General features: G+C 66.3%; 11 protein-coding genes and 1 pseudogene. All 12 read left to right on the top strand.

What is annotated here, in order from left to right; all coding sequences use genetic code 11:
- Positions 1 to 444: pseudogene (locus ABZZ22_RS10160) on the top strand (ABC transporter ATP-binding protein); the annotation flags it as partial.
- A complete protein-coding gene (locus tag ABZZ22_RS10155) occupies positions 444 to 1,229 on the top strand; it encodes an ABC transporter permease (protein ID WP_179660969.1) in 786 nt (261 codons plus the stop codon). The pseudogene ABZZ22_RS10160 and the gene ABZZ22_RS10155, both read left to right, overlap by 1 nt.
- Positions 1,230 to 1,242: 13 nt before the next feature.
- A complete protein-coding gene (locus tag ABZZ22_RS10150; protein ID WP_354930168.1) occupies positions 1,243 to 2,070 on the top strand; it encodes an ABC transporter permease in 828 nt (275 codons plus the stop codon).
- Complete coding sequence (locus ABZZ22_RS10145; RefSeq protein ID WP_354930165.1) at positions 2,067 to 3,428, top strand: MCE family protein; 1,362 nt, start codon at positions 2,067 to 2,069, stop codon at positions 3,426 to 3,428. Before ABZZ22_RS10150 ends, ABZZ22_RS10145 begins: the two co-directional genes overlap by 4 nt.
- Positions 3,425 to 4,477 (top strand): MlaD family protein, encoded by a 1,053-nt coding sequence (locus ABZZ22_RS10140; protein ID WP_354930162.1) that lies wholly within the window; start codon positions 3,425 to 3,427, stop codon positions 4,475 to 4,477. Before ABZZ22_RS10145 ends, ABZZ22_RS10140 begins: the two co-directional genes overlap by 4 nt.
- Complete coding sequence (locus tag ABZZ22_RS10135) at positions 4,474 to 5,451, top strand: MCE family protein (RefSeq protein WP_354930159.1); 978 nt, start codon at positions 4,474 to 4,476, stop codon at positions 5,449 to 5,451. Before ABZZ22_RS10140 ends, ABZZ22_RS10135 begins: the two co-directional genes overlap by 4 nt.
- A 79-nt stretch (positions 5,452 to 5,530) precedes the next feature.
- Positions 5,531 to 6,679, top strand: a complete 1,149-nt coding sequence (locus ABZZ22_RS10130; protein ID WP_354930156.1) for an MCE family protein — start codon at positions 5,531 to 5,533, stop codon at positions 6,677 to 6,679.
- The gene (locus ABZZ22_RS10125; RefSeq protein WP_354930153.1) at positions 6,679 to 8,145 is read left to right on the top strand and encodes an MCE family protein; all 1,467 of its coding nucleotides are present in this window, start codon (positions 6,679 to 6,681) and stop codon (positions 8,143 to 8,145) included. The genes ABZZ22_RS10130 and ABZZ22_RS10125 overlap by 1 nt, the downstream gene beginning before the upstream one ends.
- Entirely contained in the window at positions 8,142 to 9,410 is a 1,269-nt protein-coding gene (locus ABZZ22_RS10120) for an MlaD family protein (protein ID WP_354930150.1), read from the top strand. The genes ABZZ22_RS10125 and ABZZ22_RS10120 overlap by 4 nt, the downstream gene beginning before the upstream one ends.
- 150 nt (positions 9,411 to 9,560) lie before the next feature.
- Complete coding sequence (locus ABZZ22_RS10115) at positions 9,561 to 10,193, top strand: hypothetical protein (protein ID WP_354930147.1); 633 nt, start codon at positions 9,561 to 9,563, stop codon at positions 10,191 to 10,193.
- On the top strand, positions 10,190 to 11,128 hold the full coding sequence (locus ABZZ22_RS10110; RefSeq protein ID WP_354930143.1) for a DnaJ domain-containing protein: 939 nt from the start codon (positions 10,190 to 10,192) through the stop codon (positions 11,126 to 11,128). The genes ABZZ22_RS10115 and ABZZ22_RS10110 overlap by 4 nt, the downstream gene beginning before the upstream one ends.
- 361 nt (positions 11,129 to 11,489) lie before the next feature.
- Complete coding sequence (gene rpoB, locus ABZZ22_RS10105) at positions 11,490 to 14,960, top strand: DNA-directed RNA polymerase subunit beta (RefSeq protein WP_354930140.1); 3,471 nt, start codon at positions 11,490 to 11,492, stop codon at positions 14,958 to 14,960.
- The last annotated feature ends 44 nt before the right edge of the window (positions 14,961 to 15,004 follow it).

The raw sequence follows: 15,004 nt of genomic DNA, 5'->3' as shown, positions 1-15,004 counted from the left end.
CAGCTCTTCATCGACCTGAACGCGCAGATCGACGCGACGTTCCTGATCGTGACCCACGACATCAACTCGACGCGTACGGTGCCGGACAACATCGGCCTGCTCTACCACAAGCACCTGGCCATGTACGGTCCCCGCGAGATGCTCCTCAGCTCCGAGGAGCCCGTCGTGCGGCAGTTCCTCAACGCCCAGACGATCGGCCCGATCGGTATGTCCGAGGAGAAGGACGCCGACGAGCTGGCCGCCGAGAAGGACATGGGTCTGCCGCCGCTCCCACCGATCCCGATGCAGCTCGAGCCGTCCAACGGCATCCCCCGCAAATACCAGCGTCCGCCGGGCGCCTGGTGCCGGGAGAACGGTGTCACCCCGCCTCCAGGCTCGTTCCAGGCAGATGCGGCAATGGCCCCGGGTGGCATGAAAGCTGATCCGACGAAGGCTCCTTACTGATGTCATCCCTGACCGCCGCCAGGGTCCTGAAGCCGATCGGGACCGCTGGCTCGCTCTTCGCGTTCGCGCTGGATGTGGGGCGAGCCGTCTTCCGGCGTCCCTTCCAGTTCCGCGAGTTCATCCAGCAGGCATGGTTCATCGCGTCGGTGACGATCGTCCCGACCGCGCTGGTCGCCATCCCTTTCGGTGCGGTCATCGCGCTGCAGGTCGGTGGCCTCGTGGCCCAGTTCGGCGCGCAGTCCTTCGTCGGGTCGGCCGCGGTCCTCGCGGTCGTCCAGCAGGCCGCCCCGATCGCGACCGCCCTGCTGGTCGCAGGCGCCGGCGGCTCGGCGATCGCAGCCGACCTCGGTGCCCGGAAGATCCGTGAAGAGCTCGACGCGATGATGGTTCTGGGCATCGACCCGATCCAGCGTCTGGTGGTCCCGCGGGTTCTCGCCTGCATGATGATCGCGGTCTTCCTCAACGGCCTGGTCTCGATCGTCGGCGTCATGGGTGGGTACGTCTTCAACGTCATCATCCAGGGCGGCACCCCAGGTGCCTACCTGGCCAGCTTCACCGCGCTCGCGCAGATGGCCGACCTGTGGCAGGGCCTCGCGAAGGCGCTCGTGTTCGGTCTGATCGCGGCGATCGTGGCTTCGTACATGGGCATGAACGCCGGTGGTGGCCCCAAGGGCGTGGGCGACGCCGTGAACCAGTCGGTCGTCATCACGTTCCTGTTGCTGTTCATCGTGAACTTCGTGATGAGCGCGATCTTCCTGCAGATCATCCCGAGCAAGTCCGGTTAGGAGGGCGAGACGAATGGCGAACATCAAGTCGATCTACGAGAAGCCGGCCAAGAGCCTCGACCACCTCGGTGACGAGCTCGGCTTCTACCTGCGCGCGGTGGCGTGGTTCCCGCGCACCCTGCGGCGCTACAAGAAGGAGATCCTCCGGATCCTCGCCGAGGTCACCCTCGGCTCCGGCGCGCTTGCCGTCATCGGCGGCACCGTCGGTGTGATCCTGGCGATGACCTTCTTCACCGGAGCCCAGGTCGGGCTCTCGGGCTACACCGCCCTCGACCAGCTCGGCACGTCGGCGTTCTCCGGGTTCGTGTCGGCCTACTTCAACACCCGCGAGATCGCCCCGCTGGTCGCGGGAATCGCGCTCGCGGCGACGGTCGGCTGCGGTTTCACCGCCCAGCTCGGCGCGATGCGGATCTCAGAGGAGGTCGACGCGCTGGAGGTGATGGCGATCCCGTCGCTGCCCTTCCTGGTCACGACCCGGATGATCGGCGGGCTGATCGCGATCGTCCCGCTCTACGTGGTCGGTCTGCTGTCCTCGTACGTCGCCACCCGGTTCACGGTGATCCTCTTCTACGGCCAGAGCGCCGGCACCTACGACCACTACTTCAACACCTTCCTGCCGCCCGTGGACGTGCTGTGGTCCTTCGGCAAGGTGCTGATCTTCGCGATCGTGGTGATCCTGATCCACTGCTACCACGGCTACAACGCCTCCGGCGGTCCTGCCGGCGTCGGTGTCGCGGTCGGCAAGGCTGTGCGTACGAGCATCGTGGCCGTCTCCGTGCTCGACCTGATGCTCTCGATGGCTATCTGGGGCAGCACGACGACGGTGAGGTTGGCGGGATGACTCAGACACTCAGCCGTGACGGCATCGAGCACGACGTGCCCAGCCCGCGCAAGCGGAGCGCGGTGGCCCTCGCCTGGGGCCGGCAGAAGGGGAAGATCCTCGGGGTCGTCTTCATCGCGCTGGTCCTCGCGGCGCTCACCCTGACCTGGGCGCAGTTCACCAACAAGTTCGGCGACTTCGAGGAGATCACTCTCAAGGCTGACCGCGTCGGTCTGCAGCTCCCCGACCGTGCCGACGTAAAGGTCCGCGGCCTGATCGTCGGTGAGGTCCTCGAGATGAAGCCGACCGACGAGGGCGCCGAGCTGACCCTGGGGCTGTTCCCCGACGAGATCAGCAAGGTCCACCCCGACGTGACCGGCGCGATCCTCCCCAAGACCCTCTTCGGACAGAAGTACGTCTCGCTGGTCCCGCCGGAGACCGAGTTCACCGAGTCGATCCAGGCGGGTGCCGTCATCGAGAAGACGAAGATGGCCACCGAGGTCCAGGCCGTGCTGCGTGACCTCTACCCGCTGCTGCGGACGATCCAGCCGGCCGATCTCAACAACACGCTCAACGCGCTCGCCACCGCGCTCGAGGGCCGTGGCAACAAGCTCGGCGAGTCGCTCGACACCCTCGACTCCTACCTGAAGCGGCTGAACCCCGAGATCCCGGCGCTGATCGAGGACCTCGAGCTCGCCACCGAGGTCTCGGGCACCTACCAGGCCGTGCTGCCGGAGATCGGCCAGATCCTCCGCAACTCCATCGTCACCGCGACCACGCTCGAGGACCGCGAGGTGCAGCTCAACAAGATGCTGACCGATGTGACCGCCTTCTCGAACACTGCCGACGGGTTCCTCGATGACAACGAAGACACGCTGATCCAGCTCGGTGAGGTCGGCCGGCCGGTCACCCAGGCGCTGGCTCGCTACGCGCCGATGTTCCCCTGCCTGATCGGAGGCATGGACATCCTGACCGACGAGTTCACCGAGGTGTTCCGCAACTACACCGTCCACATCACGCTGGAGACTCTCCCGCACCTGACCCGCCCGTACTCGACCAAGGACAAGCCGCGCTACGGCGAGGACAGCGGTCCTCAGTGCGGCGAGCTCCCGAACGCGTCGTGGAACCAGGACAAGCCGTTCGCCCCGTTCCCGAACAAGGACGACGGCGTCGACGAGCCCACAGGAAAGGGCGTCATGCGCTCCGCCACCGGGTCGAATGAATACTCGGCCCTGTCCTATGTCGGTACGTCGGCCGAGGCCGATGTCATCAACGAGCTGTTCGCCCCGGGTATGGGCATGAGCGCAGACGAGGTCCCCGACCTCGGCGCGCTGATGCTCGGTCCGGCCGCGCGTGGAGCGGAGGTGAGCTACGAATGAGCGCAACGAAGCTCTTCGACGCCAAGACCTTCCAGGACTTCTGGAAGCTGGTCGTCTTCATCATCGTCACGACGCTGGCCACCGCTCTGCTCGCGATCACGATCGGCAACGTCACGTTCGGCCGGACCGATGAGTACAAGGCGGTCTTCACCGATGTCACCGGCGTGAACAAGGGTGACGACGTACGCATCGCCGGGGTCAAGGTCGGCTCGGTCAAGGGCATCGAGATCTCCGACGACGCTCGCGGCGCAGTGGTCACCTTCACGGTCGACAGCGCGCAGCAGATCGCGACCACGACCGAGGCGACGATCAAATACCGCAACCTGATCGGCCAGCGCTACCTCGCGCTGACCAACCAGCTGGTGGGCGACGCGTCGGCCATGCAGGAGGGCCAGACCATCCCGGTCGGACAGACCCACCCGGCGCTCGATCTGACGGTCCTCTTCAACGGGTTCAAGCCGCTCTTCCAGGCGCTGTCGCCCAACGACGTCAACACCCTCTCCTACGAGATCGTCCAGGTCTTCCAGGGCGAGGGCGGCACGCTGGAGAGCCTGCTCTCCCACACGGCCTCGCTGACCTCGACGCTGGCCGAGAAGGACCAGATCATCAACGCCCTGATCGACAACCTCACCGAGGTGCTCGAGCACGTGGGCGACCGGGAGAAGGAGCTCTCCAGGCTGATCGTTACCTTCCGTGACTTCGTCGGCGGGCTCAACAACGACCGCGAGGCGATCCTCGGGTCGCTCGACCAGATCTCGGCGCTCTCCGTGGAGACCGCCGACCTGGTGCACGATGTGAAGGACCCGCTCCTGGACGACCTGCGCGAGGCCCGGAGGTTCTCCGACGAGGTCGCCAAGGACAAGAAGCAGCTCGACGACGCCCTCCAGCTCCAGCCGATCAAGCTGGACAAGATCGGTGCGACGGCGACCTACGGCGGCTGGTTCAACTTCTACCTCTGCGGTCTGCGCGGCACGATCCGAGACGCTGATGGCAAGGACCAGTTCATCGACCTCTACAGGCCCGGTCAAGCGAGGTGCAACCTCGGATGATTCCCTTCCGCGAACGTAACCCTGTCAAGATCGGCGCCGTCTCGATCGCCGTCCTCCTCATGCTGATGGTGATGGCCTTCAAGGCCGACAGCCTGCCGCTGATCGGTGGCGGCACCACCTACTACGCCAACTTCTCCGAGGCCGGTGGTCTGAAGACCGGTGACGAGGTCCGGGTGGCCGGTGTCCGGGTCGGCAAGGTCGACTCGATCGAGCTCGACGGCAACCAGGTCAAGGTCGGCTTCAAGATCCGCGAGAAGGTCAACTTCGGCGAGGGCTCCGGGGCCGGCGTACGGGTGAAGACGCTGCTCGGTGACATGTTCCTCGAGCTGCAGCCGGCTGGAGAGGGCCAGATGCGGGCGGGCGCGACCATCCCGGTGGACCGCACCGAGTCTCCCTACGACGTCGTCGAGGCCTTCGAGGGTCTGGCCGACACCTCCGCCAACATCGACAAGGATCAGCTCGCCGCGGCGCTCACCACCCTCGCCGACCTGACCCGGTCGACGCCGGAGGAGTTCCAGGCCGCCCTCACCGGTGTCTCGGACCTCTCCCGCAACCTGGCCGCCAAGGACGAGCGCATCGAGTCGCTGCTGACCCAGCTCGACCGGGTGACCAAGGTGCTCGACGAGCGCGACGAGGACCTCATCACCCTGATGAACGACGCCAACCAGCTCTTCGCGGCGCTGGTCGAGCGCCGGGAGGCGGTCCACAACCTGCTCATCTCCACCCAGCAGCTCTCGAAGGAGCTCTCCCAGCTGGTCGATGACAGCCGAGCCGACCTCAAGCCCGCACTCGAGAGCCTCGACGTGATCCTCGACGTGTTCACGAAGAACGAGGAGAGCCTGGAGAAGTCGCTGCAGCTGCTGGCGCCGTTCTACAAGGTCTTCAACAACACCCTGGGCAACGGCCCCTGGTGGGACACCTACATCCAGAACATGCCTCCCGTCCCGGCTCTCACAGGAGGGAGGACCCCGTGAACGAGCGTCAGCGAGTGAACATGAGGATCAACACGGCGCCGCGTCCGAATTCTGGCGCTTGCGCTACGGGGGTGGCGGCATGAACATGAACAAGGTGATCGTCCCGATCATCATCGGCGCGCTCGTGCTCAGCGTCGGAGTGTGGGCGCTGGTGCGCGACACCGGCGAGAAGACCCTGGTGGCGCACTTCCCGCGCACCGTCTCGCTCTACGAGGGCAGCGACCTGCGCGTTCTCGGTGTCGCCGTCGGCAAGGTGACCAACGTCGAGCCGAACGGCACCGACGTCAAGGTCACCATGACGTACGACAGCGACGTCCACCTGCCTGCGGACGCGAAGGCCGTGGTCATCTCGCCCTCGATCGTCGGCGACCGCTACGTCCAGGCGACCCCCGCGTACGACGGCGGGAAGAAGCTGGCCGACGGCGCGGTGCTGAGCACCGACAAGACCTCGGTCCCGGTCGAGCTCGACCAGATCTACTCCAGCGTCGACGACCTGGTCGTTGCGATCGGCCCGGACGGCGCCAACAAGAACGGCGCTCTCACCGACCTGCTGCAGCAGACCGCGAAGAACCTCGGCGGGCAGGGCGAGAAGATCAACTCGACCGTCGGCGACCTCGGCAAGCTGACCAAGACGCTCGACAACCGCGACGAGCAGTTCTTCAACTCAGCCGAGCAGCTCGAAGGCTTTGTCGGCACCCTCGCTGAGAACGACAAGACCGTACGCGACTTCGCCCAGGCCCTCGCGGAGGTCTCCTCGATGCTCGAGGGCGAGCGCGAAGAGCTCGCCGCGTCGATGAAGAACCTCTCGGTGGCGCTGACCAAGGTCACCCAGTTCGTCAGGGACAACAAGGCGATCCTGCGCGAGGACATCCAGGGCCTCAACCGGATCGCGAAGGTGCTCGTGCGGCAGCGCAAGGCGCTCGACGAGAGCCTTCGGACGGCGCCGCTGGCGCTCAACAACCTGGGTCTGGCCTACAACCCGGAGACCGGCACGCTCGACACCAACGCCAACATCACCATGGTCCTCGATGAGATCCTCGAGAACCCGGCGTCGTTCCTGTGCAGCCTCATCGACCAGGCGACGAACGGCAACAGCGCCGAGACCTGCTCCCAGATCCGGCAGCTGCCGGGCCTCAACCGGTCCGCGGCGATCGGTCTCGGCACAGGTTCGTCCTACGGGGTCCCCTACGACATGTCGCTCGGCGGCCTGGTGGAGGTGAAGGAATGATGCTGAAGCGCTCCCTCAAAGCCTTCGTCGGCGTGGTCGTCGGCGCCGTGGTGCTGACCGGCTGCGGGACCTTCTCCGTCTACGACCTCCCGCTCCCGGGTGGCGTGGACGCCGGCGACGACGCGATCTCGGTGACGGCGCAGTTCCAGGACGTCCTCGACCTGGTGCCTCAGTCGACGGTCAAGCTGGAGGACATCGACGTCGGCAAGATCGACAAGGTCTGGCTCGACGACGGCGTCGCGACCGTAGAGATGCTGCTCAAGAAGGACGTCAACCTGCCGAGCAACGCGCGGGCCTCCATCCAGCAGACCTCGCTGCTCGGCGAGAAGTTCGTCGCCTTGGAGCGCCCCGCCGAGCCCGAGCCGACCAAGCTCGACGACGGCTCGACCATCCCGCTGTCGCAGACGGGCCGCAACCCGGAGATCGAAGAGGTCTTCAGCGCGTTGAGCCTGCTGCTCAACGGCGGCGGTGTGGCCCAGCTCAAGACGATCTCGACAGAGCTCAACAAGGCGCTCGCCGGTCGGGAGGACGCGGCCCGCTCCGTCCTCCGCCAGGTGGAGCAGCTGGCGCGCGAGCTCGACGACAACAAGGAGAAGATCGTCGCGGCCATCGAGGCGCTCGATGCGCTGGCGAAGGCCGCCAACGCGCAGATGGGCTCCATCGACGCCGCGCTCGACGAGCTGCCCTCGGCGCTCTCGAGCATCGACAAGCAGCGCGCCGATCTGGTCAAGATGCTCGAGGCCCTCGAGCGGCTCGGGGACACCGGCGTGCGCGTCATCCGGGCGTCCAAAGACAACACCATCGGCATCGTGAAGGACCTCCAGCCGGTCCTCTCGAACCTGGCCGACTCCGGGGACGACTTCGTCCGGGCGATGAACACGATCCTCACCTATCCGTTCGTCGACGCGGCTGTCGGTGGTTCGCCGCAGACCGCCCGCAACCTGCACCAGGGTGACTTCGTCAACCTCGACGTCACCCTCGACCTCAACCTCGACACGCTGCTCCAGAACGCGCCGCGGGTCGGTGACACCGTCTGCTGGGGTCTCGACGAGATCAACCGCAAGCTCAAGACGTTTCCCGACGAGAAGACGGCTCTCGACTGGCTCAACAGCCTCACGAACGTCTGCAACGAGGGCGGGCTGGCCGGCGCCATCGACACCTGCCAGGAGGCGCTGACCGGACAGTCGGATGCGCCCGCGGAGTGTGTGACGGGCCTGCTCCGATCCATCGGCAAGACCCTCGAGGGTCTTCTCGGGCTCGGGCTGGCCCCGCCCGCCAGCGGCGGCAGCACCGCCGAGGAGGGCTCCGGGTGCGTCCTGATCCTGTTCTGCCGTGCCGGTGCGACCCCAGGGACGCACGCGGTGACCTATGACGAGCTGAGCAAGGAGCTCGACCCCGGTCTGACCTCGCTGATGATCCCGGCGCTGAGCACCTCGAGCAACACCCACCAGGAGGGCGTCTCATGATCACCCGCCGGACGAAGATGCAGCTGATGGTCTTCTTGCTGATCACCCTCGTCGGGGTCAGCTTCGTCGGTGCGCGCTATGCCCGCCTGGGGGCCCTGTTCGTCAAGGACCACTACGTCGTGGTCGCCCACTTCGCCCAGTCCGGCGGCATCTACGAGGATGCCGAGGTCGACTACCGAGGCGTGAAGATCGGCCAGGTCGGTGAGCTGGTGCTCAACCGCACCGGGGTCGACGTGACCCTCAAGATCGACAAGGACTGGCAGGACGAGATCCCGGCAGACAGCCTCGCCGTGGTCGGCAACCGTTCGGCCGTCGGTGAGCAGTACGTCGAGCTGCAGCCGCAGTCCAAGGGCGCGCCCTACCTGGAGGACGGGTCGGAGATCGCCCGTGCCGCCACGACCACGCCGCTGCCGACCGAGAAGCTTCTCGAGGACGTCGCCACGACGGTGAACTCCGTCGACCAGGAGGCGCTCACGACGACCGTCGACGAACTCGGCAAGAGCTTCGCCGGCACCGGTCAGGACCTGCAGACCATCATCGACACCGGCACGGCCTTCGTGGAGACCGCCGACCAGAACTTCGAGCTCACCACTCAGCTGATCCGGGACAGCAACACCGTCCTCCAGGGACAGCTGGACAGCAGCTCGGCGATCAAGTCGTTCGCGTCCGACCTGGAGCTGTTCACCGGCACGCTGGCGGGCTCCAACAAGGACCTGATCAAGCTGATCGAGAGCGGCTCGGCCAGCTCCGTCGAGCTGCGTCAGTTCCTGGAGCAGAACGAGGTCGAGATCAGCGAGCTCCTCAACGAGGTGCTGGTGACCGGGAAGGTCGTCCGGAAGAACCTGCCGGGTCTCAAGCACCTGCTCTCGATCTTCCCGACCGTGGTCGAGGGCAGCTTCGCGGTCGTCGACGTCGGCAACCCCGGCTTGGCGCAGGCTCACTTCGGGATGGCTCTGACCAGCCAGACGCCGTGCAAGCAGGGCTACGAGAGCACGAAGAAGCGCAGCCCGCTGGACCTGGAGAGCCGTCCGTTCAACACGGAGGTCTCCTGCACCGAGGACCCGAGCAAGTCGAACCCGCGTGGCTCCAGCCAGGTGCCGCGCGCCGCCGTCGGTGGCACCGACTCGATCGCCAGCTTCGACCCGACCACCGGCGAGCTCACCTGGGGCGAGGCCGACGACACCACCGTGTCGACCGCGGCGCCGTCGTCCTACGGCGACGACGCCTGGAAGTGGCTCTACCTCCAGCCGATGGAGACCGAGTAGCCGGACCGGCTGACCCCCACGCCGCCGGTCCGGGCTCGGGTCCGGAGTGCTGCCGCATCGACCGATCCGGCGCCGACGTACGGTGATGATGCTTGGAACCGGCTCCTCGCCGAGCGACTGACCACAACCCTTTACAGGAAAAGTGATCCTTTGAGCACCACGACCGATCCCGGTCCCGCCGCGGAGACCGGCGCTACGTCCGACCGGGCGAGCGACAAACGGACCAACCAGCTCCGCTGGGGCATCCTGGCGCTGCTGGTCGCCGTCATCCTCGCCGCCGTCGGCTACGTCGGCTGGCAGCTGACCCGCGGAGCCGAAGAGTCCGTGGTGAGCCAGCGGGAGCAGGTGAGGGCCGCGGCCGACAAGTTCGTCGGTCGGGTCAACACCTACGGGCCCGAGGACATCGGCAGCGACAAGAAGACGATGCCGGATTATCGCGAGCAGGTCGGTGAGCTGCTGACCCCGAAGTTCGAGAAGAGCTTCCTGAGCAACGTCGCCTTCGCCGAGGCGACCGTCGTCCAGCAGAGCGTGGGCCGCTCCAGCGAGGTGCACAGCACCGCGGTCGCCGGTCTCGACGAAGACAGCGCGACCGTGCTGGTCGTGGCGGAGCTCGCGATCAGCTACCCGAAGTCCGAGGGATCCGAGGAGCGCGTCGAGGCGGCACGCCAGCTCGCCCGGACCGAGGTGGAGCTCGTGAAGCAGAACGGGAAGTGGCTGGTCGACGACTGGTACCCGGCCGAGGAGGCTCCCACCACGGAGCCCAGCGAAGGGGTGACCCCATGAGCGAGCCCACCTGGTACGACCTGCTCGACGTCGAGCCCGACGCCGCCACCGACGAGATCCGCGCTGCGTGGAAGGCCGCGATCGCGGATCTGGACCCGACCGACCGTCGTTTCCGCACCCTCAACGAAGCCGCCGCCGTCCTGCTGGACGAGGAGAAGCGGGCCGCGTACGACGCCGAGCTGGCCGCTCGCGAGGAAGCTGTGGCCGACGAAGGCGCGGTCGAGGAGGACACCGTCGATGACGCCGAGGTTGCCACAGGGGCCTCAGCAGTCGAGGCCGGGGCGATCGCCGACGTACACGACGCTCCGGAGCCTGACGCCGACACCGACGCTGACGTGAAGGAGTCCGCCGGCCGTACGCTGCCGGTGCTCCCGGCGTGGGGGCTGATCGCCGCCGGTGTCCTGGCCCTGGCCGCGGTTGCCGCTGCCGGCGTGATCTTCTTCGCACAGGAGAAGGTCGTGACCGTCTCCAACAACAACGTCACCACCAGCACGGTCGAGGGCGCCGTCGGCAAGGAGATCTCCCGCAACCACAAGCTCCTGGTCGAGGAGCAGGGCGGCGAAGCGCTCGAGGCGGCGAAGAAGGCCGTCGTCCCGCTGCTCTCCTACGACCACAGCACGATGGACGAGTCGAAGAGCAAGGCTCATGAGGTGATGACGAAGGACTACCGCGAGGACTACGACCGTCTCTTCGCCGTGCTCGTCGACAACGTCCCCAAGACGAAGACCGTGGTGAAGACGCTCCCGCCGGTGGACGCCGGCGTCATCCGAGTCTCCGAGGAGACCGTGCAGGTTCTGGTGCTGGTCGACCGCCAGGTCACCAATGCCCAGCGGAGCACCCCGATCGGCTACCAGGAGTACGCGATGCTCACGATGGCCAAGGTCGACGACGAGTGGCTGGTGGACAAGGTCGAGACGCGTCCTAGCAAGGACTAGCGCGCCGCCGCGCCCTCATCGGGGCCGGCCAGCCGTTGCTCTGCGCTACCTGTCAAGTGATTGGAACAATTTCCCGGGAGGCGGACCGATTGGCTCGAACGCTTGACCCAGGGTGCCGATGGGGCGCATGATCATCCGCGATGCTCGACAAGGCAGTGCACCACCAACGCCGACGCTCGGGCGACATAGGTGTGAATGAAGGTACGCCGGACTATTAACTGGGCCCGGTGTTGTGAAGTGCGCTTTTATAGCGTACGATGGCGCTTTGCGCATGCCTTCATATGCCCCTCAGCCTGCCCGGTGGCTGTTCGGTGGTCGGCGTGCTGCGAATCCACCTGCGAACCTTGTCGAAGGATTCCTCTTGGCCGCGCGCACCTCGTCGGGTGACTCCACCCCTCGCCGCATCTCTTTCGCAAAGATCTCAGAGCCTCTCGAGCTTCCCAAGCTCCTCGCCCTCCAGACCGACAGCTTCGACTGGTTGATCGGTAACGAGCGCTGGCAGGAGCAGGTCGCCGCCCGCGAAGCAGCGGGTGAGGACGTGTCTCACAAGTCCGGTCTGCAGGAGATCTTCGAGGAGATCTCCCCGATCGAGGACTTCTCGGAGACGATGTCCCTCTCGTTCGAGAGCCCTGTCTTCTACGACCCCAAGTACACCGTCGAGGAGTGCAAGGAGAAGGACTTCACCTACTCCGCGCCTCTCTATGTCTCGGCGGAGTTCACCAACAACGACACTGGTGAGATCAAGGGCCAGACGGTCTTCATGGGTGACTTCCCGCTCATGACCGAACAGGGCACCTTCGTCATCAACGGCACCGAGCGCGTCGTCGTCTCGCAGCTCGTCCGGTCCCCGGGCGTCTACTTCGAGCGCACCGCTGACAAGACGTCCGACAAGGACATCTACACCGCCAAGCTGATCCCGAGCCGCGGTGCCTGGCTCGAGTTCGAGATCGACAAGCGCGACCTGGTCGGCGTCCGCCTCGACCGCAAGCGCAAGCAGAACGTCACCGTGCTGCTCAAGGCCCTCGGTTGGACCAACGAGCAGATCCGCGAGGAGTTCGGCGAGTACGAGTCGATGATGCTGACCCTGGAGAAGGACAGCACCACCGCTCAGGACGACGCGCTGCTCGACATCTACCGCAAGCTGCGCCCGGGCGAGCCCCCGACGCGTGAGGCCGCGCAGACGCTGCTGAACAACTACTACTTCAACCCGAAGCGCTACGACACCGCCAAGGTCGGTCGCTACAAGGTCAACAAGAAGCTCGGTCTGACCGAGGCCTTCGACCAGCAGACGCTGACCGTCGACGACATCGTCGCGACGATCAAGTACATCGTGGCGCTGCACGACGGGCGTGCGCAGCTCGAGATGCCGGCCGGTGTCACCGACGTTGCCGCTGACGACATCGACCACTTCGGCAACCGCCGGATGCGTACGGTCGGCGAGCTGATCCAGAACCAGCTGCGCACCGGCCTCGCTCGTATGGAGCGCGTCGTGCGTGAGCGGATGACGACCCAGGACGTCGAGGCGATCACGCCGCAGTCCCTGATCAACATCCGTCCCGTGGTCGCTGCGCTGAAGGAGTTCTTCGGCACCTCGCAGCTCTCGCAGTTCATGGACCAGAACAACCCGCTCGCCGGTCTGACGCACAAGCGGCGTCTGTCTGCTCTGGGCCCGGGTGGTCTCTCCCGTGACCGCGCCGGCATGGAGGTCCGAGACGTCCACCCGTCGCACTACGGCCGGATGTGTCCGATCGAGACCCCTGAAGGTCCCAACATCGGTCTGATCGGTTCGCTGGCCTCCTTCGGCCGGATCAACCCGTTCGGCTTCGTCGAGACGCCCTACCGCAAGGTCGAGAACGGCGTCGTCACCGACAAGATCGACTACCTGACCGCCGACGACGAGGACCGCTACGTCATCGCGCAGGCCAACGCGGCCGTCGACGAGAACATGAAGTTCGCGACCGAGCGCGTGCTGGTCCGCCAGCGCGACGGTGAGGTCTCCGAGCTCCTGGCCGACGAGGTCGACTACATCGACGTCTCGCCGCGCCAGATGGTGTCGGTCGCGACCGCACTGATCCCGTTCCTCGAGCACGACGACGCCAACCGTGCGCTCATGGGCGCCAACATGCAGCGTCAGGCGGTGCCGCTGGTTCGCAGCGACTCGCCGCTGGTCGGCACGGGCATCGAGTACCGCGCGGCTGTCGACGCCGGTGACGTGCTCGTCGCGAAGAAGGCCGGTGTGGTCAAGGAGGTCTCCTCCGACCTGATCGAGACCCTCAACGACGACGGCACCTACACCAGCTACAAGCTGGCGAAGTTCGAGCGCTCCAACCAGGGCAACTGCGTCAACCAGCAGCCGCTGGTCGACGAGGGCGCCCGGGTCGAGGTCGGCTCCCCGCTGGCCGACGGTCCGGCGACCCAGGGTGCCGAGATGGCGCTGGGTGCCAACCTCCTGGTCGCCTTCCAGTCGTGGCAGGGCCACAACTACGAGGACGCGATCATCCTCTCCCAGCGTCTGGTGCAGCAGGACTACCTCACCTCGATCCACATCGAGGAGCACGAGGTCGACGCCCGCGACACCAAGCTGGGTCCGGAGGAGATCACCCGGGACATCCCGAACGTCTCCGAGGAGATGCTGGCCGACCTCGACGAGCGCGGCATCATCCGCATCGGCGCCGAGGTCACCACCGGTGACATCCTGGTCGGCAAGGTCACTCCGAAGGGCGAGACCGAGCTGACCCCGGAGGAGCGTCTGCTCCGCGCGATCTTCGGTGAGAAGGCGCGCGAGGTCCGCGACACCTCGATGAAGGTTCCGCACGGCGAGGAGGGCACCGTCATCGGTGTCCGCGTCTTCGACCGTGAGGAGGGCGACGAGCTGCCCCCGGGCGTGAACCAGCTGGTTCGGGTCTACGTGGCGCAGAAGCGCAAGATCTCCGTGGGTGACAAGCTCGCCGGCCGTCACGGCAACAAGGGCGTCATCGCGAAGATCCTGCCGGTCGAGGACATGCCGTTCATGGAGGACGGCACCCCGGTCGACGTCCTGCTCAACCCGCTCGGTGTCCCGCGTCGTATGAACATCGGACAGGTCCTGGAGCTCCACCTCGGCTGGCTCGCCAAGCAGGGTTGGGACCTCAACCTCTCCGAGGACCCCGAGGACAGCGCCTGGAAGCAGCGCCTGATCAAGATCCACGCCGACAAGGCCGACCCGGGCACCAAGGTGGCCACCCCGGTCTTCGACGGTGCGCGTGAGGACGAGATCACCGGTCTGCTCAGCGCGACCCTCCCCAACCGGGACGGTCGGCGTGTGGTCGGCACCGACGGCAAGGCCCGCCTCTTCGACGGCCGCTCCGGCGAGCCGTTCCCGGAGCCGGTGGCCGTGGGCTACATGTACATCCTCAAGCTGCACCACCTGGTCGACGACAAGATCCACGCGCGTTCGACCGGTCCGTACTCGATGATCACCCAGCAGCCGCTCGGCGGTAAGGCCCAGTTCGGTGGCCAGCGCTTCGGTGAGATGGAGGTCTGGGCGATGGAGGCGTACGGCGCCGCCTACGCCCTGCAGGAGCTCCTCACCATCAAGTCCGACGACGTGCCCGGCCGTGTGAAGGTGTACGAGGCGATCGTCAAGGGCGAGAACATCCCCGACTCGGGTATCCCGGAGTCGTTCAAGGTTCTCGTCAAGGAGATGCAGTCGCTGTGCCTGAACGTCGAGGTCCTGAGCCAGGACGGTTCGGCGATCGAGCTCCGTGACGCGGAGGAGGACGTCTTCCGCGCCGCCGAGGAGCTCGGCATCGACCTGTCTCGCCGCGAGCCCTCTTCCGTAGAGGAAGTCTGACGAGCGGGAGGTACGCCTCGGCGTACCTCCCTCCCTCAGTCCCC

Origin of the sequence: Nocardioides sp. NPDC006273 (assembly GCF_040613495.1) — a bacterium.
In the GTDB taxonomy this organism is placed as follows: Bacteria; Actinomycetota; Actinomycetes; order Propionibacteriales; family Nocardioidaceae; genus Nocardioides.
The sequence above is the reverse complement of the archived record's forward strand: the minus strand, read 5'-3'. Positions and strand labels throughout refer to the sequence as shown.

Excerpts from the sequence above, each read along its gene's own strand:
- ABZZ22_RS10155 (WP_179660969.1), top strand. The coding sequence starts at position 444 with ATGTCATCCCTGACCGCCGCCAGGGTCCTGAAGCCGATCGGGACCGCT.
- ABZZ22_RS10150 (WP_354930168.1), top strand. The coding sequence starts at position 1,243 with ATGGCGAACATCAAGTCGATCTACGAGAAGCCGGCCAAGAGCCTCGAC.
- ABZZ22_RS10145 (WP_354930165.1), top strand. The coding sequence starts at position 2,067 with ATGACTCAGACACTCAGCCGTGACGGCATCGAGCACGACGTGCCCAGC.
- ABZZ22_RS10140 (WP_354930162.1), top strand. The coding sequence starts at position 3,425 with ATGAGCGCAACGAAGCTCTTCGACGCCAAGACCTTCCAGGACTTCTGG.
- ABZZ22_RS10135 (WP_354930159.1), top strand. The coding sequence starts at position 4,474 with ATGATTCCCTTCCGCGAACGTAACCCTGTCAAGATCGGCGCCGTCTCG.
- ABZZ22_RS10130 (WP_354930156.1), top strand. The coding sequence starts at position 5,531 with ATGAACATGAACAAGGTGATCGTCCCGATCATCATCGGCGCGCTCGTG.
- ABZZ22_RS10125 (WP_354930153.1), top strand. The coding sequence starts at position 6,679 with ATGCTGAAGCGCTCCCTCAAAGCCTTCGTCGGCGTGGTCGTCGGCGCC.
- ABZZ22_RS10120 (WP_354930150.1), top strand. The coding sequence starts at position 8,142 with ATGATCACCCGCCGGACGAAGATGCAGCTGATGGTCTTCTTGCTGATC.
- ABZZ22_RS10110 (WP_354930143.1), top strand. The coding sequence starts at position 10,190 with ATGAGCGAGCCCACCTGGTACGACCTGCTCGACGTCGAGCCCGACGCC.